The following is a 25,341-nucleotide window of genomic DNA, read 5'->3' as shown; positions in this document are numbered from 1 at the left end:
AATTGCGCGACCTGATTGCGGTGGGCAAGGCCAAGCCATCCTGGATCGTGTCGCACGAGATCCCGCTCAGCCAAGCCGCGGATGCTTACAAGAACTTTGGCGACCGCAACAACGGGTGGACCAAAGTCATCCTCAAGCCCGAGTAGGCCAACGTCGACCAAACTCGCCGCGGTATGGTCAGCGCCCGGACTCGACCGTTGCGCAAGTGAATTCGAGTTCGTCCAGCGATCCAACCCCCAGGGCGCAATAATCACAGGCACCGAGACTCAAGCGCGTCGCATTTGCTGCCGATGAGGCGTCTGTTGTGTACTGATTGCGCGGTGTAAAAATGCTCCGTCGGAAGAATCCGGCGGAGCATTCATCGTGGTGGACGTTGACCGAGGAGACACGGGGTCATTCGGTTGAAACGGGTCAGATCGGCCGCAGCCCTTGAGTTTGACGGGAAATCAAGGAGTAGGTCGGTTCGTCGACGCGGCGGAAGACTCGGGCTCGGGCACCAACCCAGCTGGGCCATCGGCGAGCAGGAGGCGAAACTCGTCGGCGTCGAGAATGCGGATGCCGAGGGTCTCGGCCTTGCCGAGCTTGGATCCGGCACCCGGCCCGGCAGCGACGAAGTCGGTGTTCTTGGACACGCTCGACGCGCTCTTACCGCCAGCGGCGATGATCGCTTCCTGGGCGCCCTCGCGGGTAAAGCCCTCGAGGGAACCGGTGGCCACAACGGTCAGCCCGGCGAGCACTCCACCGGCCGCCTCGGCTGCGCCCGGCCCCGGATGGCCCGGGGTGGCGAACTGTACGCCGGCCGCTGCCCACTGGGTGACGATATCGACGTGCCACTCCACCAGGAACCAGTCCAGCACCGCGTCCGCAATAATGCCGCCGACCCCGTCGACCTCGGCGAGTTCCTCCCGGGTGGCCTCGCGAATGGCCGTGAGTGAGCCAAAATGGTTGGCCAGGGCGCGGGCGGCGACCGGACCGACGTGACGGATATTGAGCGATACCAGAACGCGCGACAGCGGCTTGGTCTTAGCTTTCTCAATCTCGACGAGGAGTTTGAGCGCGCTCGACGACGGTTGCAGGTCGATGAAGCCGGCCTTCTTCTCGGCCGGAGTCGGATTGCGCGAGAATGGCATGCGGATTTTCGCCACCCCATCGTCGTCTTCTTTTGGAAGCCCGGTTTCGGCATCGCGCACAATCACCTGGATCGGCAGCAAATCAGCCAGCTCAAGGTCGAACAGGCCAGCCTCGGTCGGCAGCGGCGGCTCCGCCGGCACGGTCGGCTGGGTGAGCGCGGAGGCAGCGACCTCGCCGAGCACCTCGATGTCCAGGCCGCCGCGGCTGCCGATGTGTTCGACCCGACCGCGCACCTGGGCGGGACAGCTGCGCGCGTTCGGGCAACGCAAATCGATGTCGCCCTCCTTGGCCGGGGCCAGCGGTGTGCCGCACTCGGGACAGTCCCGCGGCATGACGAATTCGCGTTCCGTGCCGTCGCGAAGCTCGACAACCGGGCCGAGCACCTCGGGAATGACATCACCGGCCTTCCGCAGCACGATCGTGTCGCCGATCAGCACGCCCTTGGCCTTGACCACGTCCTGGTTGTGCAGTGTTGCCTGGCGCACCTCACTGCCGGCCACGAGCACCTTCTCCATCACCGCGAAGGGGGTGGCGCGGCCGGTGCGGCCGACGCTGACGACGATGTCGAGCAGTTTGGTATTGACCTGCTCTGGCGGGTATTTGTAGGCGATGGCCCAGCGCGGCGCCCGGTTGGTGGCGCCGAGTTCGGCGTGTAGGGCGAGCTCGTCGATCTTGATCACGATGCCGTCGAGTTCGTGCACGACGCTGCCGCGGTGCGCCCCGTAGTACTCGATGAATTCCGCCGCCTCTGCGACCGAGGTGACCACGCGGAAGTAGCTGCTGGTGGGCAGGCCCCAGCTCTCGAGCAGGCCGTAAACCTCGGACTGAGACGTGACCGGCGGGTTTTCCCAGGCGCCGATGCCGTGCACGAGCATGCGTAGCCGGCCCAGGCGGGCCTTCATCAGCCGCAGCTGGTCGGTGTTCTTGCCAGCGGCCTTCTGCCGCAGCGACCCGGCTGCCGCATTGCGGGCGTTCGCGAACACCCGCTCGCCTGCGGCGGACTGCGCGGCGTTGAGTTCGTCGAACGCCGCCACGGGAAAGAAGACTTCGCCGCGCACTTCCATCAACGACGGATGCCCGGTGCCGGCCAGCTGACTCGGGATACCGGGCACCAGGTCGATATTCTCGGTGACATCTTCGCCGACGACGCCGTCGCCGCGGGTCGCCGCCGAGACGAGCACGCCGTTGGCGTAGCGCAGGTTGATAGCCAGGCCGTCGATCTTGAGCTCGCACAGGTACTGCACGGCACGGCCGGAATTCTCCGCTGCCTTGCGAGCCCAGACCTCGAATTCTTCGCGGGAAAAGACGTTGTCGAGGCTGAGCATCCGTTCGGCGTGCGTCACCGGGTCGAACAGGGTGACCTCGGCCCGCCCGCCGACCGTCTGGGTGGGGCTGTCCTGGCTTTGCAGCTCGGGATAGCGACGTTCAAGTTCGGCAAGACGCTGCACCAGCAGGTCGTACTCGGCGTCGGAGATGACGGCCGCGTCCTGACCGAAGTACGCGTCCCTGGCTGCCAGCACTCGGGTGGTGATGTCGGCAGCTTCGGCGGCCGCTGTGCTCAGCTCGTCGGGAGTGGTGTCGGCGACGGACTCAGGCATTGACCGGGACGGGGCTGGCCGAAGCGGTGCTTGCAGGAGTGGTGCTTGCAGTAGTGACTGAAACCGGAACGGCGCTGACCGTGCGGTCGATGGTGCACTGGCCGAGCACCCGGGTGCCGACATAGACGACGGCGGTCTGCCCGGGAGCGACGCCGGCCAGCGGCTCGTTCGGAATGATGCGCAGTTCGAGCGTTCCTTCGATGCCGGTTACCGAGGTCGTCGAGACCACCTGCGCAACAGCGGGAACCGGGTCGGCGTGCGCGCGGATCTGCACGTGGCAGTCGAACTCGACCTCGGGGTGCTCGGGCGCGAGCCCGGCCCAGGTGTACTTGTTGCCGGCGATCTCCTTAATGGCGAGCGCCTCCTTGGGGCCGACGACGACGGTGTTGGTGATCGGGCGCACCTCGAGTACGAAGCGGGGCTTGCCGTCGGCGGCCGGGGTGCCGATCGACAGGCCCTTGCGCTGGCCGACGGTGAACGCAACGGCGCCGTCGTGCTGGCCGAGGGTGTTGCCCGCGCGGTCGAGAATGTCGCCGGTAGCGGGAGCGACGCGTTCGCCGAGCCAGCCCTTGGTGTCGCCGTCCGGGATGAAGCAAATGTCGTAGGAGTCTGGCTTGTTCGCCACCGAGAAGCCGCGCTCGGCTGCTTCGGCCCGCACCTCGGCTTTGGTCGGCGTTGCACCGAGCGGAAACATGCAGTGGCTAATCTGGTCGGCGGTGAGCACGCCGAGCACGTAGGACTGGTCCTTCGCCCAAGCGGCCGCGCGATGCAGCTGCTTGTTGCCGTCGGCATCCGTCACAATGCTCGCGTAGTGGCCGGTGCAGACGGCGTCGAAGCCGAGGGCCATGGCCTTTTCGAGCAGGGCAGCGAACTTGATTTTCTCGTTGCAGCGCATGCACGGGTTCGGGGTGCGGCCGGCGGCGTATTCGGCGATGAAGTCGTCGACGACGTCGAGTTTGAATCGTTCGGAAAAATCCCAGACGTAGTACGGAATGCCCATGATGTTGGCGGCCCGCTGGGCATCCATGGAGTCTTCCACGGTGCAACAGCCGCGGCTTCCGGTGCGCAGCGTACCCGGCATTCGGTTCAACGCCAGATGCACGCCGACCACCTCGTGCCCTGCTTCGACCGCGCGCGCGGCTGCGACGGCGGAATCAACACCGCCACTCATTGCTGCTAAAACCTTCACTCAACGAGTGTACGCGCCAGTGCCCAGTGTGGGCCGACGAGGCGAGCCACGATCAGCGCCCTGGCACCCGATCGGCCATGCCGGCGGCGAGCGCCAGCGCGTGTGCGGCCGGCAGCGCGGCGAGCAGGGCGTCGACGTCGGCTTCGGTCGACGTGTGTCCGAGGGTGATGCGCAGGGCCCCGCGGGATTCGCTCTCGCTGCGCCCCATCGCGCGCAGCACGTGCGATGGTTCCGGCACGCCGGCCTGACAAGCCGAACCGGTCGACACCGACACTCCGGCGACGTCGAGGGCGAACAATAACGAGTCGCCCTCGCAGCCGGGAAAGCTGAAGTGGGCGTTACCGGGCAGCCGACTGGCCGGGTCGCCGTTCAGCACCGCCGACGGCGCGACGCGGGCCACACCGGCAATCACCCGGTCTCGGAGAGCAGCCAGGCGCGCTGTTTCGAGACCATGCCCCTCTTCTTGCTGCTGCGTTGCCAACTGATTCGGTGCCATCTCTTCCGAGCTGATAACGGATGCCGCCACCGCGAACGAGACCGCCGCCGCGACATCCTGGGTACCGCTGCGCACCTTGCGCTGCTGTCCACCACCGTGGATGAGCGGCTCCACGGTCGTCTTCCGACCGAGTACCAGCGCTCCGATTCCAACCGGGCCACCGACCTTGTGTGCCGAGACGCTCAGCGCCGACACCCCCGCTGTGGCGAGGGCGCGAAAATCAACCGGGATATAGCCGTAGGCGGCGACGGCGTCAACGTGCACCGGAATGCCGTGGGCTGCGGCGAGCGCCGCCACCTCGGCGACGGGTTGGATCGTGCCAACCTCGTTATTGGCCATGATCACGCTGACCAGCGCAATGTCGAGGGGGTCACGCGCAATGGCGGCCGCAAGCGCAGCTAGGTCAATGCGGCCCTGCTCGTCGAGCGGAATCCACTCGACGACGGCACCCTCGTGCTGGGCCAGCCACTCGACCGTGTCGAGGGTGGCGTGATGCTCGCCTCCGGGCACCAGAATGCGCTGGCGCGGAGCGCGCGCCCAGTACACGCCCTTAATACCGAGATTGATCGCCTCAGTGCCACTGCCGGTAAAGACGACCTCGATCGGATCACAACCAAGGCTCGCGGCCACGATTTCACGCGACTCTTCGAGCATCCGTTTCGCGTTTTGGCCCTGACTGTGCACGGACGCGGGGTTACCGACAACGCCCATCGCCTCGGCGTAAGCGGCAATAGCGGTGGGAAGCATGGGCGTGGTCGCCGCATGATCCAAATAGACAACCATGCCCTCCATTTTACAGATGAGCGGATGCCGGTAGTCATCACGGCTTACTCTTGAACTCATGAGTTCCGCCGACCCCCTGCGTAATCTCGGCGTACACCTGACGAGCGCCGGTGGTGAACTGCGCGTCTGGGCTGAACACGCCGACGCCATGGACCTGTGTCTGTTCGATGACACTGACCCGAACTGGATCATCAAGAGCGTGCCGATGACCAAGGACGTGCACGGAGTCTGGTCTGGCAAGTCCCGCACACTGTCCCCCGGACGCCGCTATGGCATTCGCGTGTCCGGTCCTGCCAGCCCCAAAAACTCCTTTCATCCAGAGAAAACCCTGATCGAACCGTATTCGCGGGGTTTGGTTCGGGTCGGTGCCGGTCTCTGGCAGTCCTCGGTCGTTGACGACGCGTTCGATTGGAACGGTGCCACCAAACCGGCGACCCTGCTCGATCACACCGTCGTCTACGAGGCGCACGTACGGGGCATCAGCCGGCTGAATCCGCTGGTGCCGGCGGCGCTGCGTGGAACCTACGCCGGACTTGCCCACGAATCGACCATCGCCTATCTCACTGACCTGGGCGTCACCGCGATCGAATTATTGCCGGTGCAGGCCTTTGTGTCGGAACAGCGTCTGATCAAACAGGGCCTGATCAACTACTGGGGCTACAACACCCTCAACTTTTTCACGCCGCACGCCGACTATGCCACCCAGGCGGCGCAGTCGGCCGGCCCGGAGGCTGTGCTGCGCGAGTTCAAGGGCATGGTCAAGCTGCTGCACGAGGCGGGGCTCGAGGTCATCCTCGATGTCGTCTACAACCACACGGCCGAGGAGGGTCGCAACGGACCGGTCACGAGCCTGCGCGGCATCGACAACGCTGCCTACTACCGGCAGGACGAGTCCGGTGCTTACATCGACGTGACAGGCTGCGGCAACACCGTCGACTTCAGCCACGACGTGCCCCAACGGCTTGTGCTGGATTCGCTGCGCTACTGGGCCAATGAGGTGCAGATCGACGGGTTCCGGTTCGATCTGGCCGCGACGCTCGGGCGCGACGCCGGCGTCGTCTACGATCCGGAGCATCCGCTTCTTCGGCAAATTCGTGACGACCCGGAGCTTGCCGGGGTCAAGCTCATTGCCGAGCCCTGGGATGTCGGCCAGGGCGGCTGGCAAACAGGCAACTTCGCGCCCGGCTGGACCGAGTGGAACGATGGCTATCGCGACCGAATCCGCGACTTCTGGCTCTCGGACATGCAAAGCCTGCGCCACACGGGCACAGCCGGCAGCGGCATCGGGCGCTTCGCAACCCGGGTCGCCGGTTCGTCGAACACGTTCGCCAATGAACGCGGCCCCCTCGCCTCCCTCAACTTCATTACCGCGCACGACGGGTTCACGCTCGCCGACCTGACCGCGTACAACACCAAACACAACCTCGGCAACGGGGAGTCGAACCGCGACGGCACCGATAAGAACAGCTCCTATAATCACGGCGTCGAGGGTCCAACCCGCGACGTGGCAATTCTGGCAACCCGGCGGAAGGCCATGCGCAATCTGCTCGGTACGCTGCTCCTCTCGGCCGGCATCCCCATGCTCACCGCCGGCGACGAGTTCGGGCGCAGCCAGCGCGGCAACAACAACGCCTACTGCCAGGACAGTGAGCTGACCTGGCTCAACTGGAACTTCGACGACTGGCAGCACGACCTGCACCGGGTCACCAGACGGTTGTTGCAGCTGCGCCGGGAGAACCCAGCGCTGCGACCGGTGCGTTTCGGTCGATTCGGCGAGACGACCCCGAGCGCGAGCCAGCTGGACTGGTACAACATCGCCGGTGAAGCCCTGCAGGGTGATGCCTGGAATTCACCGAGCGAGCGCACGCTGCAGTACATGGCGGCGTCCACGCCGGAGCACGAGACCTTCAACCGCATCCTGCTTGTCGTGAACGCGCGGGAGCAGAATGAAACCGTCACCCTGCCACGGCACGAGGGAGTGGATGGCTACACGCTGCTGTGGGATTCCAGTCACGATGATCTGCGCGACGCGGTCATCGAGCACGCGCCCGGCACTGCCTTGGTCGTGCCCGGCGCCTCGATGCAGCTGATGCGCGCGCACGGCGCGACAGTGCCGCTCACCGCAGTACCGCGCAGCAGCGCCCGGCGCTCCTAGCCGCCGGACCCACCGCCTAACTGGCGACGGCGACCAGGCCCATTTCGGCGGGGCTAATCAGAAGCGCGTTCTTGGGTACAACCCGCACGGTGTACCCAAAAGTCCCAGCGCGGTCGAGTTCGACCGTGCCGGTGAACAGGGTGGCGCCGCCGGCCGGTGCTGCTTTAACCTGCGCCGGCGCCGGCGCCGGCGCGAGAGCCGCAATGGCCACATCGCGCAGTTCGTCGGTGCCGAGGCTCTTGCCGTAGACGACCTCGACGGTCACATCGTCGGCGGAGAGCCCGTTCAGCTGCACGTGCGCCCGCAGGTGCAGGTCGTCGCCGACCTCTGGCACCGCTGACACCCCGCCGGATTCCACATGGGTGACGGCGACCTGCGGCCAGGCGGAGACGATCTTGCCCTTCCAGGCGGCGAGTTCGCGGGCCGCCCGGTAATTGTTGGCCGACATTAGCGCCTCAAAGTGGCCGGCCGGGCGATACAGCCGCTGCACGTATTCGCTCACCATGCGGTCGGCGGAGAGCTGCGGCGACAAGGTGGAGAGGGTGTGTCGAATATTGGAGACCCACCGCTCCGGCACGTCGTCGCCATTACGTTCATAGAACATCGGCGCCACCTGGTGTTCGATCAACTCGTACAGCGCGTCGGCTTCGACCCGGTCGCGTTCGGCGGCGTCCCCGGCAGAATCGGCAGAGGGAATCGCCCAGCCGTTCTTGCCATCGTAATATTCCGGCCACCAACCGTCGAGGATCGACAGGTTGAGCGCACCGTTCAGGGCAGCCTTCATGCCGCTCGTGCCGCAGGCTTCGAGCGGGCGTAGCGGATTGTTGAGCCAGACGTCCGTTCCCGGATACATCAGCTGGGCCATCGCGATGTTGTAGTCGGGCAGAAACGCGATGCGGCCGCGGAGCGCCGGGTCGGCGGCGAATTGAACGATCTGCTGGATCAGCCGCTTGCCCTCTTCGTCTGCGGGGTGCGACTTGCCCGCGATGACGATCTGAATCGGATGCTCCGGGTGCAGCAGCAGGGAACGCAAGCGTTCCGGGTCGTGCAGCATCAGGGTGAGGCGCTTGTAGGTGGGAACGCGTCGGGCGAACCCGATGGTCAACACGTTCGGGTCGAAGACCCGTCCGATCCAGGCCGGGGCGATGCCACCCGGGTTCTGGTCGCGCCAGGCGTTCAGCAGGCGCCGGCGAGCGTCCTCAACAAATTGTTGGCGCATCTGGCCCCTCACCGACCACAGGTCCTGGTCGGAGACCTCGCTGGAGGCCCAGTTGGCCGTTGACGTGTCGCTCGTGCCGAGTTTGCTGCTGGCGAGGCTTTTGAGTGCCGGGTCCGTCCAGCTCGGAGCGTGCACACCGTTCGTGATCGAGGTGATCGGGACATCCGCTGAATCAAAGCCAGGCCAGAGCCCGTTGAACATTTTACGGCTGACCTCACCGTGCAGGGTCGACACTCCGTTGGCGTGCTGGCCCAGGCGCAGACCCATAATCGCCATGTTAAACACCTCGGAGGAGCCGCCGGCGTAACCCTCCGCACCGAGGGCGAGCAGATCCTCCACGTCGACGCCGGGCAGCAGATCGGTAGCAAAATAGCGGTGCACGAGCGAGCGATCAAACCGGTCAATACCGGCCGCGACCGGGGTGTGGGTCGTGAAGACGGTTCCGGCGCGGGCCACCTGGAGGGCTTCCTGAAAGCTCAAGCCCTCGCCGATCAGGCTCGAGATGCGCTCGAAGCCGAGAAAACCGGCGTGGCCCTCGTTGGTGTGGAACACCTCGGGTTCGGGAAGTCCGAGCAGGGTGCTCCACAGCTTCACGGCGCGGGCGCCGCCGATGCCGAGCAGGAGTTCCTGCAATAAGCGGTGTTCGCCACCACCGCCGTACAGGCGATCCGTGACCAGGCGCAGGTCATCGGCGTTTTCGGGAATGTCAGCGTCGAGCAGCAGCAGCCGAACCCGACCCACCTTGGCCTGCCAGACCCGGGCATGCAGGGTGCGGTCGTCGGGAAGGGCGAGCGAAACTTGCACGGCGGAGCCGTCGGCACGGCGCAGCACGGCCAGCGGCAGCCCATCCGGGTCGAGCAGCGGGTAGCTTTCCATCTGCCAGCCGTCGGGCGAGATGGCCTGGCTGAAGTAGCCGGCCCGGTAGAACAACCCGACACCGACGAGCGGCAGGCCCAGGTCTGAGGCGCTCTTGAGGTGGTCGCCGGCGAGAATTCCCAGGCCACCCGAGTACTGCGGCAGGGCGGCGGCAATGCCGAATTCCGGCGAGAAGTACGCGATTGCGGCGGGTTTCTCCCCCTCAAGGCTCTGATACCAGCGCGGCTGCTCAAGGTAATCGCGCAGTGCGTCGCGGGTGGCGTTCACCTCGGCCACATAGTCGTGGTCCTGCGCAAGTTCATCGAGGCGGCGCGGATCAACCGCGCCAAGCAGGGCAACCGGATCGGTGCCGATCTCGCGCCACAGCTCGGGGGCAATACGCTCGAACAGCTGTCGAGTTGGCTCGTGCCACGACCATCGGAGGTTGCCAGCCAGTTCATCAAGAGCGGCGAGGGGCTCGGGGAGGACGGCGCGGACGGTAAATTTGCGGATGGCCTTCACGAGGTCAACCTTAGGGGTGCCGTGTGAGAATTACGCAACACGCCAATGCGGGAGTCACGGCCACTCTTTCACGCTACGGTCGTTCTGTGGCCAAGACAGCAGCAAAAAAGACGATCCCGCCGACAGCAGCGAGGAGTAGCAGCAGCCGAGCCGGCGCATCCACTCGCACGTCGCCTATAGCTGACGTTGAACCCGTGTCGGGCAACCGGGCATCCGTTGGCCGGATCCCCGTGCTCGACCTGTCTCCCCAGCTGAACGACAACCTCTGGCCGGTGCGCGCCTTCGCCGGCGAGGTCGTACCGTTCGGTGCGACCGCTTTTCGGGAGGGCCACGACCTGATCGGCGTCGACCTCCAGCTCACGGCTCCCGACGGCAGCACGACGCGGCATCCGATGCTGCCGCAGGCCGACGACAATGACCGGTATAGCACCATCGTGCAACTCGGCACTGCCGGCCACTGGACCTATCGGGTGCGTGCATACGCCGACGACTTCGCCACCTGGGAACACAACGCCCTGATCAAGGTTCCAGCCGGCATCGACACCGAGCTCATGTTCAGCATCGGCGCCGGACTGTTGCAGCAAGCCGGCGCTGATAAGGCTAGGCCGATGAAGGAACGACGCCTGTTTCAGGCGGCAGCGGCCACCATCGCCGACACCGGCAAGCCCGTTGCCGTTCGTTTGCTGGCAGCAGCGGATGCCGCCCTCCGGCAGGCCATCGCGGCCCACCCCCTCGCCGGCCTGGTTTCGCTCTCGGCCGAACGCAGCATCATCGTCGAACGCACCCGCGCCGGGGTAGGTGCATGGTACGAATTCTTTCCACGCTCGGAGGGCGCCGTGCGGCACAGTGACGGCAGCTGGACCAGCGGAACATTCCGCACCGCGGCCCAGCGTCTGCCGGCCGTGGCCGCGATGGGCTTCAACGTGCTCTACCTGCCGCCGATCCACCCGATCGGCCAGGCGTTTCGTAAGGGGCCGAACAACTCACTCACTGTCGCGCCCGGCGATCCGGGCTCGCCGTGGGCGATCGGCTCCGCCGACGGCGGCCACGACGCCATCCACCCCGACCTTGGCACGGTAGCCGACTTCACGTCTTTTCTTAAAAAGGCCGCTGGCTTCGGCATTGAGGTCGCTCTCGACTTTGCTCTGCAGGCCTCCCCCGACCACCCGTGGGTGCAGGAGCATCCCGAATGGTTCACGACCCTGCCCGACGGCACCATCGCCTACGCCGAGAACCCGCCGAAAAAATACCAGGATATCTACCCGATCAATTTCGACAACGATCCGGCCGGTATCCGGGCGGAGGCGCTGCGCCTGCTGCGCTACTGGATCAGCCTCGGCGTGCGCATCTTTCGGGTCGATAATCCGCACACCAAGCCGCTCGACTTTTGGGAGTGGCTCATCGCTGAGGTCACTGCGACCGATCCAGACGTGGTGTTTCTGGCGGAGGCCTTCACCCGCCCTGCACTCATGCAGGCGCTCGGCAAGGTGGGTTTTCAGCAGTCGTACACGTACTTCACCTGGCGCAACACCAAAACTGAGCTGGAGGAGTTCTTCGATGGCCTCGCCACCACGACGGCCGATTTCCTTCGCCCCAACCTGTTTGTGAACACCCCCGACATTCTCACCGAATACCTGCAGTTCGGCGGCCCGGCAGCCTTCAAGATTCGCGCAGCCCTCGCCGCGACGGCGGCGCCCAGCTGGGGCGTCTATGCGGGCTTCGATCTGTTCGAAAACGTGGCTCGGCCCGGCGCCGAGGAGAGCATTGACAGCGAGAAGTACGAGTATCGGCCGCGCGACTGGAGCAAGGCCGAAGAGCTCGGCACGTCCCTCGCGCCGTACCTCACGCTGCTCAATCGCATTCGGAGTGAGCATCCGGCGCTGGCTCAGCTGCGCAATCTGGACATCCACTCGAGTGACGATGAGTCGATTCTGGTCTACAGCAAGTATCTCGATGCCGCATTCACCGGTACCGGTCAAGCGGATGCCCTCATTATCGTTGCCAATGTCGACCCGCACTCCGTGCGCGAAAGTATCGTGCATCTCGACGTCACTCGGTTCGGCATCATTCGCGGCGACAGCTTCGACGTGCACGATCTGGTCTCCGGAGCCACCTGGACCTGGTCGGCCGACAACTTCGTGCGACTAGACGCCTTTACGGAGCCGGTGCATATTCTGCACGTCACGCCACACAATTCGGCCCGAGCATGAGCGGTCACGACAAGAAGAAGAAGAAGCACGACAAGCAGAAGCACAACAAGCACGAGAACGCGAGCACCTCCACGGATACGAAGGGTCAGGCAAAGAAAATCGACGGCAAGAAGGCACAGTCTCCCGCGGCGCAGTCCCCGAAGGCACAGCCGAAGAAGACCACGGCGAAAAAGACACACCCGCACGCCGCCCCGCTCGAACCGGCGCCCATTCCCGAGCACGTGCTCGAGGCCGTCGCCGCGGGCAGCTACTACAACCCGCATGAAATTCTCGGCCAGCACCTCGCCAACCTGGCCGGCGTGTCCGACTCGCTCGTCGTCATCCGTGCGCTGCGACCGCTCGCTACCGAGGTGTTCGCGATTCTCGCCAACGGCTCGCACGTCGAACTGGCCCACCTCGCGCACGGTATCTGGCAGGGCGAAAGCACCGTCGGGCTCAGCGACTACACGATCGAGGCCCGCTACCAGGACGCGCCATCGTGGATCTGCGACGACCCATACCGCTTCATTCCCACCCTCGGCGAACTGGACCTGCACCTGATCGGCGAGGGCCGTCACGAACGCCTGTGGGACGTTTTGGGAGCACACCACCGTCAGCACCAGGGCATTGCGGTCGCATCCATCGGCACCTCGTTTGCCGTCTGGGCCCCGCACGCACGGGCCGCACGCGTCATTGGCGACTTCAATGGTTGGAATGGTGTCACTCACGCCATGCGCAACATGGGCACCACCGGCGTCTGGGAACTGTTCATTCCGGGACTGGAACTCGGCACCAACTACAAGTTCCAGCTGCTCGCGCAGTCCGGCGCCTGGGTCGAAAAGGCCGACCCGATGGCCCGCCTCGCCGAGGTTCCACCGCAGACGGCGTCGGTCGTCACCGCGTCGAACTACGAATGGGCGGATGCTGCCTGGCTGGCTAACCGCGTCGCCAACGATCCGCACAACCAGGCCATGAGCATCTACGAGATGCACGTGGGTTCCTGGCGGCCCGGGCTCGGCTATCGGGACCTCGCGGATGAGTTGGTTGGTTATCTGAACGAACTCAGCTTCACGCACGTGGAATTCATGCCCCTTTCTGAGCATCCGTTTGGCGGCTCCTGGGGCTATCAAGTCAGTGGCTATTACGCGCCGACCAGCCGTTTCGGCTCACCGGACGACCTGCGTTACCTGATCGACCGGCTGCACCAGGCCGGCATCGGCGTCATCATGGACTGGGTACCGGGGCACTTTCCGAAGGACGACTTTGCCCTCGCCCGCTTTGACGGCCAGGCGCTCTACGAGCACCCGGACCCGCGCCGGGGCGAACAGCTGGACTGGGGCACCTACATTTTCGATTTCGGTCAGATGCAGGTGCGCAACTTTCTGGTCGCCAACGCCCTGTACTGGCTCGAAGAATTTCACATCGACGCGCTGCGCGTCGATGCCGTCGCCTCGATGCTCTACCTCGACTATTCCCGAGAAGACGGCCAGTGGGAGCCGAACCAGTACGGCGGCAACGAGAACCTTGAGGCGATCAGCCTGCTGCAAGAGATCACGGCGACGGCGTACAAGCGCAATCCCGGCACCATCATGATTGCGGAGGAATCGACCAACTGGGGCGGGGTGACGGCTCCGACCAGCGGTGGCGGGCTCGGTTTCGGGTTCAAGTGGAACATGGGCTGGATGCACGACTCGCTCGAGTACATGCACGTCGACCCGATGTACCGGTCGTACCACCACAACGACATCACGTTTTCGTTCATCTATGCATTCAGCGAGAATTTTCTGCTGCCGATCAGCCACGACGAGGTCGTGCACGGCAAGGGCGCCCTGGTCGCGAAGATGCCTGGCGACTCCTGGCAGCAGCTGGCCAACGTGCGTGCCTATCTCTCGTTCATGTGGGCGCACCCGGGCAAGCAGCTTCTGTTCATGGGCAGCGAATTCGGGCAGCGCTCGGAGTGGAGCGAAGCGCGGGGCCTTGACTGGTGGATGCTCGACCAGCCGGCGCACCGGGGCCTGTTCAACCTGGTCGGCCAGCTCAACCGGGTGTATCGCGACAACGCAAGCCTGTGGAGCCGGGACAACGACCCGGGCGGTTTCGAAATTCTCGACGCCGGCGCCGCCAGCCAAAACGTCGTGTCGTTTCTGCGCTGGGACAACCACGGTGTTCCGGTGGCCTGCTTCTTCAACTTCGCCGGCCACCCGCACACCGACTACCGGGTAGGCCTGCCATTTGCCGGACAGTGGGAAGAAATTCTCAACACGGATGCCGCCGACTTCGGCGGCTCCGGCGTGGGCAACCAGGGCAGCGTCGAGGCGTACAACGAGCCCTGGGCCGGTCGCCCAGCCGCCGCGACCATAACCCTGCCGCCCCTAGCCGGACTCTGGCTCCGCCTACGCCGCTAGGCCCTTCTCGCGAGAAGATCAGTAGAGGAGGGCGGTGAGGCGGGAGCGGGTGGGCGCTACCCGGGGGTCGTCTTGGCCGATGACCTCGAACAGTTCGAGGATGCGCTCGCGGATGGCGTTGCGGCCGGGGGCTGGCTGGGCCGGAAACAGGCTGAGCAAGCGATCGAAGGCATCCTCGATGTGCCCGCCAGACAGGTCGAGGTCGGCGACCAGCAGTTGCGCCTCAAGATCGTCGGGAGAAGATGCCGCACCGTTTCGAATCTGGTCGATGGTCTTGCCCTGCAGCCGGGCGAGCAGGCTCACCTGGGCAAGACCGGCGACGGCCATCGTGTCGTTCGGGTTCTGGGCGAGCGCCGTACGGTATTCGCTCTGCGCTGTGGCATAGTCGCCGGCTTCGATGGCCGCGTAGGCCTCCAGGTGGTGCGGCGGCAGTGGTTCCTCGACGGGTGCGGCGGCCGGCTCGTCGGAGGCGGCCGGCACTTCAGCCATGCCCGTCACGCCCTGCTGGGCGGCGAGTTCGAGCACGCGGCCGAGTACGTCGCTAATTTGTTCCTCGGCCAGCGGGCCGTTGAACAGCTGTACCGGCTGGCCGGTGATGACGGCGGCGACCGTAGGAACCGACTGCGCCTGAAAGGCCTGCGCGAGTTGAGGGTTCGCGTCAATGTCAACGCGGGCCAGCACGAACCGGCCGGCGTAGGCCGTGATGATCTTTTCCAGCCCGGTCATCAGCGCAGTAGATGGCTCGCTCCAGGACGCCCACAGACCCACGATCACGGGAACGCGCGACGACAGTTCGAGCAGCTCACCGAAGTTCGCGTCGGTACCGTCGAGCACCAGGCTCGGCACCGCGACCGGTCCGGTCGCGGCTCCCGGGGCGGCGGGAGAACCCCCGGTGACGGCAGCCGGCGGTGCACCGGCCGGTGCCCGATTCACGAGCGAGGAGAGGTCGACCGCTCCGCGCAGGCTGGAGGGGGAAGGGGGCATATTCGTCATGGAAGCTCCGCCGATGAGATCAGGCCCTGGGCAAAGCCCAAAAGCACTATTTTGTCGCTTGAACCGGCCGTCGGTACGTAGAACAGCAGTTGGTCGCGATAGGTATTTTGAAAGCCCTTGGCCGTGGTGGTAATGCCAGAGAGCGCCTTGGTGGCCGCGGCATCCGCATCAGGGCCGACCGTGGCACCCTCGTCGACCGGCTTGACCGTTTCGGTTTCGGTCATGCTCACGGCCACGATGCTGCCCGAATCGTTGGTCGCCAGAGCGACCGCCTCGTCGTTGCCCGCCGCTGCGGCAAATTCAATGGATGCCGTCGTCGGCAAGGCGGCAATCTTCGCCGCATTCAAATCGGCGACCTGGATGCGAAAGTTGTCTCCTTCGCTTTCGAACAAAGGGTACAACGCGCTGGCCTCACCGTTCAGCAAGATATCGGCGTAGGCGGCAGAGATCTCATTCGGCGGCAGCAGCAACAATTTGTTGTCGGGCGCGATCGCCGGGGCACCCACCACCGCCGGGGCTACCTTCGGCACGTGCGCTGACTGCTCGAGCGCGAACAGGTATTCCACTTGATAGTTGGAACGAGCCGACTCCTGCTTGAGCATGACCGCCGTCGTGGGAATGGTGGAATCGTTGGCGTCCTGAACCACGGTCATAACCACCCGTGGCCACGAGTTGGTCTGCTGGGGCAGTGTGAACGTAAGCGGAGCGCCCGGGAGAGCCAGCAACGGAGCCACAGCGGGGTCGACGGCGCGAATCTTGTAGTTGGCCAGGCGTTGCTCAAGGGCCGGACCGGTAAACCTCGTGGCAAGCGTTTCGGAATTCAGGTTCGCATCGGCATCCGCTGTGAGAACAGAAATCTCGCTCATGATGTTCTCGAGTTGGGCGACCGTGACCGCTGGCGGTGGAAGTTCGGCTGCCGCCTCGACCGAGTCGGTGGCTTGCGGCGTCGGGGTCGGTGTGGCGGTGACCGTCGTCGCCGGGCTGAAATCGGGCCAGAGTTCGGCCGAGCAGCCACTCAGCGCCAGGCCGGACACCACAATCATCGGGATAATGGCAACCCGACGGGCGATTCCGCGCCGAGAAGTGGTGATCTGACTGGCCTTGATCGCCTTGGGGCGCGGGGCGCGCGGCAACCGGGGTAGGCGCGGTCCACGCGGAACGTTGCGCCGCGGGCGACGTGACCGGCGCAAGTGCAGCAGCGCAAGCAAATACAGCACCAAGCCCGAGAGCAGCAGCAGTGCCCCGCCGGCCAGCAGCGGACCGGCCCACGGAGTGGAGTTGTCAGAGGCCCACGACAAACGGATGCTGGTCGGCGCCGGTTCGATCCCGTCGGAAGCGATGATGACCGATATGCCCTCTGGCAGGGCCAGCGTGCTCGTGAGTGAATCGATGCTGGTGAATTCCTCCAGCCACAGGTCGGAGCCAGCCGGGTTCACAATGGTCGGTTCCTCAGCGGCCGTGATTCCGGCAATGCCGGTCTCGTTCTCCTCTACGACGGCGGCGGTTGTCGTCGCGGAGAGTTCACCCGTTTCTTCGCTGAGGCCAACCGTCGCGTATGCGTCATTGCCGATCCAGGCGGACACGTCTTCCGAACGCCCATAAGCCATGAAGATATCTCCAGCGCCTCGCACGTCGATGGTCTGGCTACCCGCGGACGCGGCGAGGGCCGCTGGATCAACCACGACATACTGCGGCTCACCGGTTACTGTGGCGGTCAAGGAGCTGAAAGCGGGTTCCAACAGGATTGTTCGCTGCGCGATGCCGAGAACGATCATCACGGCGGCAAGAACGAATGCCGCTATGGCAAGAGCAAATCGCACGTATCACCCTTCAGCGTTGAACGCTGGTCGGTACTATCTGGGGCACTGTTCAGTCACTGTGGGTGACTCGCGTGACTGAAGGTCCTCAGACACGGACCTTTCACGTTACTGCGTTCTCCTGAGAGGAGCCTAATAGAGTGCGGCACCAGCTTGTTAGCTCGAACGAGAACGGTCGCTGGCCGCACAGGACTAAAATTGTGGTGTTCCCCGTCATGCATGATCCATCTACGGGCCTGGGCCCCACCTGCAAGGAGTTAACGTGTCTGACGACCAGGGTGATTTCACCCAAGTATTTCGTGGCTATGACAAAGACGAGGTCTCGAAGGCCGTTCAGGCCCTCCGACGCGAACTGATCCAGGCAAACACCCAAAATGCTGAGGCTGGCCGCGAGATCAAACGGCTGGCCGCACGCATCGAGGATCTCACTGCCGAGATTGAAGAGGTCGGTAGTCCCACGTTCTCTGGCCTAGGGACGAAGTTGGAAAGCACCCTACGCGTGGCGGAGGAACAGTCCACCCGCGTTATCGCCCAAGCAGACATCGACGCGGAGAAACTGCGCGCTTCGACGCAGGCCGAGGTCGACCTGCTCCGCAACAACGCGCTCGAGCACGCCGAGCGCACCCTCTCTGATGCCACGGTCAAGGCCCGCCGCGTTCTCGACGACGTGCGAGCAGAAACGGGAGACGCCCAAGCCCGCGCTCAGGACGAGCAAGCCCAGATCACCCAGGATGCCGTGCGGGAAGCGTCTCTGATTCGTGGCGCTGTCGCCACCGAAGCGGCCGAGGCGCGCGCAACGGTCAAGCGCGAGGTCGCCGCCATCCGTTCTGAAGCGGATCGAGAAGCCGCCGAGGTGCGCGTCGTGGCCCAGCGTGAGGCCACCGACGCGCGTGAGACCGCTGCCGGCTTGACCCGGGAGACCGAACTGATCCGAGCCGAGGTAGCGCTCGAACTCGACCAGCAACGCGCCGACCTGCAACGTGAAACCGAGCAGGCCCGCTTAGACCTTTCTACCGAAACCGAGCAAGCCCGGGTAGACCTCGCCCGCGAGACCAGCGAGGGCCGCCTGGCGCTGGCCCACCAAGCCGACCAAGCCCACACCCTGCTCGCCGCAGAGGTCGAGCAAGGTCGAATCGATCTGGCCCGCGAAATCGAACAGAGCCACGCCGTGCTTGCTGTCGAACGTGAACAAGCCAGCACCGATGCGGCCCGCGATCAGGTGCGCCAGCGCGCCGCCCTGACTCGCGAGACTGAGCAGGCCCACGCCGCGCTCGCGGCCGAAGTTGAGCAGGAAACGGCCGACCGAATTCGCCAGAACCAGCAGGCCAGGCTGGATGCGGAGTCCGATGCCGAGCAGGCTCGCATCGACCTAGAGAATCAGCTCGCGGCTGCCCGCTCGAAGAGCGAGCACGAGGTGTCCCAACTGGCCAGAGAAGTCGACCAGACCCGTGCCGACTTCGACGTTGAGCTGAAAGCTCGCCGTGACGAGGCCGAGCAAGAACATCTCGCCCTGCATCAGGAAGCGCTCGCGCAGGCGCAGAAATTTCAAGCGGATGCCTCCAAACAGCTGGCCGAGACCACCGCACGCACCGCAGAATTGCGCGCCGTCAACGAGCAGCTCGATACTGGCGCCCGCGCCGCAGCCCAGGCCGAGAAGCAGCAAGCCGAGGAGGCGGCCGAGCGTATTCTGAGCGACGCCCACAGCAGCGCTACTGCACTCGTCACCGATGCCACAACGCGCTCCCAGGCACTCGTCGCTGACGCCGAAGATCGCATGGCACAGATTAGAATTGAACGCGACGCTGTTGCGGGATATTTTGAAAGCCTTCGCAGCGTTTTGACCCAGGCAGAGCGGGTCGCAGCCGAGTAAATCCCCAGGCCTGGAGACGACCCGTGAAAATTCAAAATGCGTTTCGGTTCGGACTCGTCGGTACTTTAGGCGTGGGCCTGGGCCTGCTCATCATCACCTCGATCATCTCGTTGCAGACGATCATCATCTACGTCGGGGCCGCGCTGTTCATCGCGCTCGGGCTCGACCCAGCAGTGTCCTGGCTGGAGAAGAAGAGATTCCCGCGGTGGGCCGCGATTGTGACCGTTCTCGCCGGCGTGCTCGGCGTGCTGACGGCGGTCGTCTTCGCGATCGTGCCGATCATCGTCGACCAAGTATCTAAGCTCTCTAAGCTCTTCCCCGAGCTAGTGCGTGCGGTCAACTCCTCCACCCTCTCGGTCGATCTGCAAAATCAGTTCCCCGCACTCGATGTGCCTGCGCTCACCAAGTCCATCACCGATTACCTGGGTGGAAACCTCTCAAACATCACCACGACTTTGGTTCAGTCGGGCTTGGCGTTTGTGAGCGGGCTCTTCGGGGCGTTGATCATCCTCATTCTCACGCTCTACTTCACCGCCTCCCTCAACGGCATGAAACGCGCAACGTACCAGCTGATACCCGCGTCGAAACGTGAGCGTTTCACCAACCTGAGCGAGCAGATCACCACGGCCGTCGGTCGCTACATTGTCGGGCAGGCCGCCCTGGCCTCTGTGAACGGGGTGTTGAGCTTCATCTTTTTGTCGATCATTGGGGCGCCCTTTCCGGCGTTGCTCGCGTTCATCGCCTTCCTGCTCTCACTGATTCCGCTCGTCGGTACGATCAGCGGTTCCGTCATCATCGTGCTGACCTGCCTGATCCCCGAGATCGGCAGCTCACCAAAGACGGCCCTGGTCGCGGCAATCTACTACCTCATTTATATGCAGGTCGAGGCATACTTCCTGAGCCCCAAGATCATGAGCCGGGCTGTTGCAGTGCCGGGAGCTGTCGTCGTCATCGCTGCCCTAGCCGGCGGCAACCTGCTGGGCATTCTGGGCGCCCTCATCGCCATTCCGGTCGCTGCGTCCGTCATCATGATCGTCAAACAAGTCGTCATTCCCCGGCAGAACGAGCTGTAAGTTACTCCCCGTGGCCGCGAACTCGGGTCACAAAGCGGCGCTCAGGAGGCAGCCGCCAGCTCTCCGGTCCACTCGGTGGGCAGCGGGAGCGCTTCTGGATTGACCGTCGCGACGATCTCGGTCAGCACCCGACGGGTGAGATTCTCACCGACCCAGAGGTGTTTGCCGCCCTCGACCTCGATAAACCGCAGGCCCGGAACGCTAGCAAACCGCACGCGGGCAGCATCCGGTCTGAGATAATCGTCAAATTCGGCGATGACCGCTACCAGCTGGCGCTCATTACCGGCCCACGCCGCCAGTTCGGCGTTCGTCGTGCGGTGCAGGGGCGGTGAGAGCAGTATGGCACCGAGAATCGGATACTCCAGGCCGTATTTCAGAGCGAGTTCCGTTCCGAAAGACCAGCCGACCAGCCACGGGTTGGGCAGGTTGCGTGCGGCGACGAAGGCCATCGCTGCCGCCACATCGGCGCGTTCGGTCACGCCACCCCCGAAGTTACCGCCACTGGTTCCGCGCGGTGACGAGGTGCCTCTGGTATTGAAGCGCAGCACGGCGAGGTCAGCCATCGCCGGCAAGCGGTTGGCCGCCTTGCGCAGAATGTGCGAGTCCATGAACCCGCCGGCGGTGGGCAGCGGATGCAGCGTGACCAGGGTCGCCACGATCGGTCGCCCCACCGGGGTCGCCAACTCGCCCACCAGCGTGAGTCCATCGCTGGTGTTAAACGTGACCTGTTCTCTCATAGCGGGCAGTGCGATGCCTCCACGAACATTAACGGGCAGGGTCACTGGGTCTCCTTGCGTCTCGAGTGTGGCAGGGTCACGAGTCATTTGATCTTCCAACAGTGCATGTGCCAGTGCCGACGATTCGATAAGTCGGCCGCATCGCCCAGGACTCCGTCGCCGCGCCAGGTGACCATGTGCGCAGTGCCCGGCACGATGTCGAGCGTGCAACCGGGGCACAAATAGGTCTTGGCGGCATTCTTGGCTGATACCGGCTGAACGTGCCACAGACCGTCCCGGCGAACCTCGCTTCGACGCCAGCCCGCCAGCAGGTCATTTAAGTCGTCAGCGTCGTCATCATCCCGGGGAGCTGACTTGCGGCCTCGGGGTCGATTGCTGCGCGCCATTGCTCCAGTCTAAAGCGCGTGCAGGCCGGTACGCGCCCAACGGCTTACCCAGCTGCCTGGTGCAGACAAGCAGGGCTGTCAGTACCAGCCGGATGCCTCGGACTTCGCCCACGCTCCGCACGGCGTGCCGTACCGCCCCGAGACGTAGCCCAGGCCCCATTCAATCTGCGTTCCGGCGTTCGTTGCCCAGTCTTCACCCGCTGACGCCATTTTGGAACCGGGCAGTGCTTGAGGAATGCCGTAGGCGCCACTCGAACCGTTCTGAGCGCTCACATCCCAGCGCGACTCTTTTTGCCACAGGGAAACGAGGCAGTCGTATTGGTCTTCACCCCAGCCACGAGCCGCAACGGCGTCGTAGGCGTACGCCTTGGCAGAGCCAGGATCGGGCACGGCAGCCGCGGGTGCTGTGAAAGTCTTCTTCTTCGCGGCGACAACGGGAACGGGAACCGGCTTGGGCTTTTCCGTCACGGTGTAGCCGTCGCGGGTGATGGTGTTCGTGTAGCTGCCGGCCACGAGCACGGCTTGTGCCGGTGCGGAATCGGTGCTGCTGGCCAGTTGAAAGTAGGGCGATGCTGTGGCACCCGAGTACGGATCGACCACGGTGACCAGAACGAAGGCGAACGCTGCGGTGAACCCGAACACGACCTGTGATGGCTTGGCACGCCGCCGGGTACGACGAACAGGCGGCCGAGCCGGAGCCGAGATGGTTTTGATTTCTTGCAGATGCCTACCCATTAGTAGAAGACCCTAGCCGACAATTTTGATAACGGCCAGATAACGGTCTCCCCATTACCGAACCGCAAGCATGACCTGCACGACACTGTCGAGCACCAGATCGACCTGCGCTTCGCGGTATCCTCCCCGTTCAGGGCGAAAAACGGCCGTGCGAACTTCGTCCACCGAGAGCTCACGGCCGTCGTGAAAATACTTCACCAACTTATTGGCAAACCGATCAACATCGACCCGTCTATAGCCAATTGCCAGCACACTCGTGCGGGTGAACCGGTGTCCGGGCGCACGGCTGAGGCGGGTGACCAGTTCGTTGGCCACGGCACCGGCCTCGGCCATCCACGCCCCCGCTCCCCCGGTGCGTGTGGCCTGATCGCGTTCCCGAGCCGCGAACGCGTCTTCCAGACGTTCCAAAGCCGCGTCAACATGTTCCGGCGAATAACCGCCCTTGTGCATGGCAAAAGCGGTGTGCCGGATGCCCTCCGCCGTCAGGTTCGCGCCGCTGCGGCGCGCTTCGTCCGTCGCCTGCTTCGTGCCAACTCTCTGGTGGTCGGGGGCGGGCTGCCGTGCCCCAGCACGTCCGGCCGCGATCCAGTCGACCGATCCCAGGGCACCGGTGTCGGCATCGCTTTGATCGGTCTCATCGACCTGGTCATAGGCTCTGCGGGCAGCGGCCATAAAAGCGTCAACCTGCGCGACGTTATAGCCGAGAGACTTCTTGCCCACTCGGGGAAATATGGTGCTCATACCCTCATTGTCTCGTACGGAGTTCGTGGTGGAAGAATCGGTCAGACTCACGCGAAGACCAAATAGAGCGCGTACGCTGCAGCGGCCGACGGCAGGATCGAGTCGAGCCGGTCAAGAAAACCGCCGTGCCCTGGCAGCCACGAGCTCATGTCCTTGATACCGAGGTCACGCTTGATGAGCGATTCGGCGAGGTCGCCGAAGGTGGCGGTGAGCAGGATGACTGCTCCGAACACCAGACCGAACCACCATGGCTGGTCGAGCATGAAGATCGACAGCACGACACCGGCGATCACACAGATCACGCCAGCACCGATGAAGCCCTCCCACGTTTTCTTGGGACTGATCAAGGGAGCCATCGGGTGCTTGCCGAAGTTCAGCCCGCTGACGTAGGCCCCAATATCGGCAGAAATCACCAGGATCAAAAAGGCGAGGGTCCACCACTGGCCGTGGTCTTGGGCCACCAGGAGCACGGCGAAACTGGCGAGAAAGACGACATATACCTGAATCAGGATGCCGCCACCCACGTCGCCGACGAGGGAACGGGCCGAGGCACGATGCGACGGAATCACAAGAAGGCCCAGACGCCACAGGCCGATCAGCACGATACCACCGAGCATAGCCAGCCACTGGCCGGTCGCCCCAAAGTAGAACGCTGCCGGAACGATGGCAATCGCCGAGATGATCACGGGAATGCGGGGAACGCTATGCCCGGCGTGGCGGAGGGCCTGTGCCAATTCAAAGGCACAAAAGCCCACGATCACGACGGCAAAAATCATAAACAATTGCTTGATGATGATGAGGCTGACCAACATGGAGCCGCCGAGCACCAAACCGATCAAAGTAGCCAGGATGAGGTTGCGCCCGGTACGCGCCGCGATGCGCTCGTTCGTAGCATCAAGCTGGGCGCGGGTCGCCTGCACCTGACGTTCAAAATCGGCCTTGGTGTTTTGCACCTGGCGTTCGAAATCTGCCCGCGTAGTTTTTACCTGCGCCCGAAACTCGGCACGACTGACACCGTGACCGCGCTTGTGCGGCTGGTCATTCCCGGGTTTCTCGGTCATCTCAGCGTTCCCTAGATCTCGAGGAGTTCGGCTTCCTTGCGCTTGAAGGCGTCATCAATGCCATCCACGTGGCTCTTCGTGATCAGCTCAAGCTCTTTCTCGGCCCGACCGACCTCGTCGTCGCCGACCTCAGTCTTGAGAGTGTCGAGTTCATCCTTAGCCTTGCGGCGAATGTTGCGCACCGAGATGCGGGCATCCTCTGCCTTGGCTTTGACGATTTTCACGAATTCCTTGCGGCGTTCCGTGGTGAGTTCTGGAAGGGTTGCCCGAATGGTGGTGCCGTCATTGCCAACGTTGGCACCCAGGTTCGGCGTGTCCCGAATCGCGATCTCGATGTCCCGCAGTGCCGCCTTGTCGTACGGACCGATCAGCATCGTGCGAGCTTCCTGGTTCTGTAGGGAGGCGAGCTGCTCCAGCGGAGTCAGGGTGCCGTAATAGCTCACCAGAATCTTCGCGAACATCTGCGGGTTGGCACGCCCCGTGCGCACGGTACCAAAATCGTCTTTGGCAGCCTCGAGGGCCCGGTTCATGCGCGCAGTGGCGTCGGAAAGAACATCCGCTATCACGGTGACTCCTTTATTGGTGGTGGAACAATTCTAGTTGGAGACGCGAGTGCCCAGATCGGTGCCCAGGATGGCCGCTGTCACGTTACCTTCTGGTGCCATACCGAACACCTGCATCGGCATGTGGTTATCCATGCACAGACTAAACGCGGTGGAGTCAACCACCTTGAGGCCACGCTGCAGGGCCTCGAGGTAGGTGATGTGGTGAATCTTCTGGGCGTCGGGATTGGTGCGCGGGTCGTCGGAATAGACGCCGTCAACGCCGTTCTTGGCCACGAGCACCACATCGGCGTCAATTTCGAGGGCGCGCTGAGCCGCAACGGTATCGGTAGAGAAGTACGGCAGCCCGGCGCCAGCGCCGAAGATGACGACGCGGCCCTTTTCCAGGTGACGTTCGGCGCGCCGCGGAATGTACTGCTCGGCGACCTGGGTCATCGAGATGGCGGACTGCACGCGGGTCTCAGCGCCGGCCTGCTCGAGAAAGTCCTGCAGGGCCAGAGCGTTCATAACCGTGCCGAGCATCCCCATGTAGTCGGCACGTCCACGGTCCATGCCGCGCTGGGAGAGTTCGGCGCCGCGAAAGAAGTTTCCGCCGCCAACGACGATGGCCACTTCGACCTGTTTGGCACCCTCGGCGATTTCTCGCGCCAGCGAGCTGACGACATCCGGATTCACCCCAACGGCGCCGCCGCCGAAGGCTTCACCGGACAGTTTCAAGAGCACACGGCGTTTTTTGGGGATAGCACCCGGGTGCACCGGGCTGGAGTGGGTGTGGGTACTGGCCGTGTCAGTCATGTCGTGCGGGGCCTTCCGAAGTGGGGTA

General features: G+C 64.2%; 18 protein-coding genes. 5 read left to right on the top strand and 13 right to left on the bottom strand.

The window, feature by feature from the left end:
- Positions 1–446 precede the first annotated feature (446 nt).
- Genes ligA through CXY75_RS19290 form a run of 3 tightly spaced genes read right to left on the bottom strand, consistent with a single transcriptional unit; the run spans position 447 to position 5,197 of the window.
- A complete protein-coding gene (gene ligA, locus CXY75_RS19300; protein ID WP_104084374.1) occupies positions 447–2,729 on the bottom strand; it encodes an NAD-dependent DNA ligase LigA in 2,283 nt (760 codons plus the stop codon).
- On the bottom strand, positions 2,722–3,918 hold the full coding sequence (gene mnmA / locus CXY75_RS19295; RefSeq protein WP_199182509.1) for a tRNA 2-thiouridine(34) synthase MnmA: 1,197 nt from the start codon (positions 3,916–3,918) through the stop codon (positions 2,722–2,724). The genes ligA and mnmA overlap by 8 nt, the downstream gene beginning before the upstream one ends.
- 52 nt (positions 3,919–3,970) lie before the next feature.
- A complete protein-coding gene (locus CXY75_RS19290; RefSeq protein ID WP_104084372.1) occupies positions 3,971–5,197 on the bottom strand; it encodes a cysteine desulfurase family protein in 1,227 nt (408 codons plus the stop codon).
- Positions 5,198–5,255: 58 nt separating this feature from the next.
- Between CXY75_RS19290 and glgX the strand changes: the two genes are divergently transcribed.
- The gene (gene glgX / locus CXY75_RS19285) at positions 5,256–7,352 is read left to right on the top strand and encodes a glycogen debranching protein GlgX (RefSeq protein ID WP_104084371.1); all 2,097 of its coding nucleotides are present in this window, start codon (positions 5,256–5,258) and stop codon (positions 7,350–7,352) included.
- 16 nt (positions 7,353–7,368) lie between these two features.
- On the opposite strand, the gene glgP is transcribed toward glgX, so the two are convergent.
- Positions 7,369–9,948: an alpha-glucan family phosphorylase gene (glgP, locus tag CXY75_RS19280; RefSeq protein ID WP_104084370.1), complete on the bottom strand. Its 2,580-nt coding sequence runs from the start codon at positions 9,946–9,948 to the stop codon at positions 7,369–7,371.
- 194 nt (positions 9,949–10,142) lie between these two features.
- Between glgP and CXY75_RS19275 the strand changes: the two genes are divergently transcribed.
- Positions 10,143–12,158 (top strand): alpha-1,4-glucan--maltose-1-phosphate maltosyltransferase, encoded by a 2,016-nt coding sequence (locus tag CXY75_RS19275; protein ID WP_233202032.1) that lies wholly within the window; start codon positions 10,143–10,145, stop codon positions 12,156–12,158.
- On the top strand, positions 12,155–14,542 hold the full coding sequence (gene glgB / locus CXY75_RS19270; RefSeq protein WP_104084369.1) for a 1,4-alpha-glucan branching protein GlgB: 2,388 nt from the start codon (positions 12,155–12,157) through the stop codon (positions 14,540–14,542). The genes CXY75_RS19275 and glgB overlap by 4 nt, the downstream gene beginning before the upstream one ends.
- An 18-nt stretch (positions 14,543–14,560) precedes the next feature.
- Here the strand turns inward: glgB and CXY75_RS19265 are convergent, their stop codons facing one another.
- Positions 14,561–15,535: a tetratricopeptide repeat protein gene (locus CXY75_RS19265; RefSeq protein ID WP_104084368.1), complete on the bottom strand. Its 975-nt coding sequence runs from the start codon at positions 15,533–15,535 to the stop codon at positions 14,561–14,563.
- On the bottom strand, positions 15,532–17,355 hold the full coding sequence (locus tag CXY75_RS19260) for a hypothetical protein (RefSeq protein ID WP_104084367.1): 1,824 nt from the start codon (positions 17,353–17,355) through the stop codon (positions 15,532–15,534). The genes CXY75_RS19265 and CXY75_RS19260 overlap by 4 nt, the downstream gene beginning before the upstream one ends.
- A gap of 259 nt (positions 17,356–17,614) precedes the next feature.
- On the opposite strand from CXY75_RS19260, the gene CXY75_RS19255 reads away from it, so the two are divergent.
- Together CXY75_RS19255 and CXY75_RS19250 are read left to right on the top strand one after the other, a co-directional pair.
- Positions 17,615–19,222, top strand: a complete 1,608-nt coding sequence (locus CXY75_RS19255; protein WP_104084366.1) for a hypothetical protein — start codon at positions 17,615–17,617, stop codon at positions 19,220–19,222.
- A 23-nt stretch (positions 19,223–19,245) separates the two neighbouring features.
- Entirely contained in the window at positions 19,246–20,295 is a 1,050-nt protein-coding gene (locus CXY75_RS19250; protein WP_104084365.1) for an AI-2E family transporter, read from the top strand.
- A gap of 41 nt (positions 20,296–20,336) precedes the next feature.
- Here CXY75_RS19250 and CXY75_RS19245 read toward each other — a convergent pair whose 3' ends face one another.
- The 7 genes from CXY75_RS19245 to pyrH form a co-directional block, all read right to left on the bottom strand.
- Positions 20,337–21,032 (bottom strand): alpha/beta hydrolase, encoded by a 696-nt coding sequence (locus CXY75_RS19245; protein WP_233202048.1) that lies wholly within the window; start codon positions 21,030–21,032, stop codon positions 20,337–20,339.
- A gap of 83 nt (positions 21,033–21,115) precedes the next feature.
- A complete protein-coding gene (locus tag CXY75_RS19240) occupies positions 21,116–21,418 on the bottom strand; it encodes a hypothetical protein (RefSeq protein WP_199182508.1) in 303 nt (100 codons plus the stop codon).
- 78 nt (positions 21,419–21,496) lie between these two features.
- The gene (locus tag CXY75_RS19235; protein WP_104084363.1) at positions 21,497–22,153 is read right to left on the bottom strand and encodes a hypothetical protein; all 657 of its coding nucleotides are present in this window, start codon (positions 22,151–22,153) and stop codon (positions 21,497–21,499) included.
- Positions 22,154–22,207: 54 nt separating this feature from the next.
- On the bottom strand, positions 22,208–22,894 hold the full coding sequence (locus CXY75_RS19230; RefSeq protein ID WP_233202031.1) for a DivIVA domain-containing protein: 687 nt from the start codon (positions 22,892–22,894) through the stop codon (positions 22,208–22,210).
- Between the two features lie 47 nt (positions 22,895–22,941).
- Positions 22,942–23,955 (bottom strand): phosphatidate cytidylyltransferase, encoded by a 1,014-nt coding sequence (locus tag CXY75_RS19225; RefSeq protein ID WP_104084362.1) that lies wholly within the window; start codon positions 23,953–23,955, stop codon positions 22,942–22,944.
- An 11-nt stretch (positions 23,956–23,966) separates the two neighbouring features.
- Entirely contained in the window at positions 23,967–24,521 is a 555-nt protein-coding gene (gene frr / locus CXY75_RS19220; protein WP_104084361.1) for a ribosome recycling factor, read from the bottom strand.
- A gap of 30 nt (positions 24,522–24,551) precedes the next feature.
- A complete protein-coding gene (gene pyrH, locus CXY75_RS19215) occupies positions 24,552–25,313 on the bottom strand; it encodes a UMP kinase (RefSeq protein ID WP_104084360.1) in 762 nt (253 codons plus the stop codon).
- Positions 25,314–25,341: the final 28 nt, after the last annotated feature.

Origin of the sequence: Cryobacterium sp. Y11 (assembly GCF_002929535.1) — a bacterium.
In the GTDB taxonomy this organism is placed as follows: domain Bacteria; phylum Actinomycetota; class Actinomycetes; order Actinomycetales; family Microbacteriaceae; genus Cryobacterium.
The sequence above is the reverse complement of the archived record's forward strand: the minus strand, read 5'-3'. Positions and strand labels throughout refer to the sequence as shown.

What these genes read in the sequence shown, in the direction of transcription:
- CXY75_RS19290 (WP_104084372.1), bottom strand. Translation starts at nt 5,197, where the DNA reads ATGGTTGTCTATTTGGATCATGCGGCGACCACGCCCATGCTTCCCACC.
- CXY75_RS19240 (WP_199182508.1), bottom strand. Translation starts at nt 21,418, where the DNA reads ATGGCGCGCAGCAATCGACCCCGAGGCCGCAAGTCAGCTCCCCGGGAT.
- CXY75_RS19230 (WP_233202031.1), bottom strand. Translation starts at nt 22,894, where the DNA reads ATGAGCACCATATTTCCCCGAGTGGGCAAGAAGTCTCTCGGCTATAAC.
- CXY75_RS19225 (WP_104084362.1), bottom strand. Translation starts at nt 23,955, where the DNA reads ATGACCGAGAAACCCGGGAATGACCAGCCGCACAAGCGCGGTCACGGT.
- CXY75_RS19265 (WP_104084368.1), bottom strand. Translation starts at nt 15,535, where the DNA reads ATGACGAATATGCCCCCTTCCCCCTCCAGCCTGCGCGGAGCGGTCGAC.
- pyrH (WP_104084360.1), bottom strand. Translation starts at nt 25,313, where the DNA reads ATGACTGACACGGCCAGTACCCACACCCACTCCAGCCCGGTGCACCCG.
- CXY75_RS19245 (WP_233202048.1), bottom strand. Translation starts at nt 21,032, where the DNA reads ATGAGAGAACAGGTCACGTTTAACACCAGCGATGGACTCACGCTGGTG.
- glgX (WP_104084371.1), top strand. Translation starts at nt 5,256, where the DNA reads ATGAGTTCCGCCGACCCCCTGCGTAATCTCGGCGTACACCTGACGAGC.
- glgB (WP_104084369.1), top strand. Translation starts at nt 12,155, where the DNA reads ATGAGCGGTCACGACAAGAAGAAGAAGAAGCACGACAAGCAGAAGCAC.
- CXY75_RS19235 (WP_104084363.1), bottom strand. Translation starts at nt 22,153, where the DNA reads ATGGGTAGGCATCTGCAAGAAATCAAAACCATCTCGGCTCCGGCTCGG.
- ligA (WP_104084374.1), bottom strand. Translation starts at nt 2,729, where the DNA reads ATGCCTGAGTCCGTCGCCGACACCACTCCCGACGAGCTGAGCACAGCG.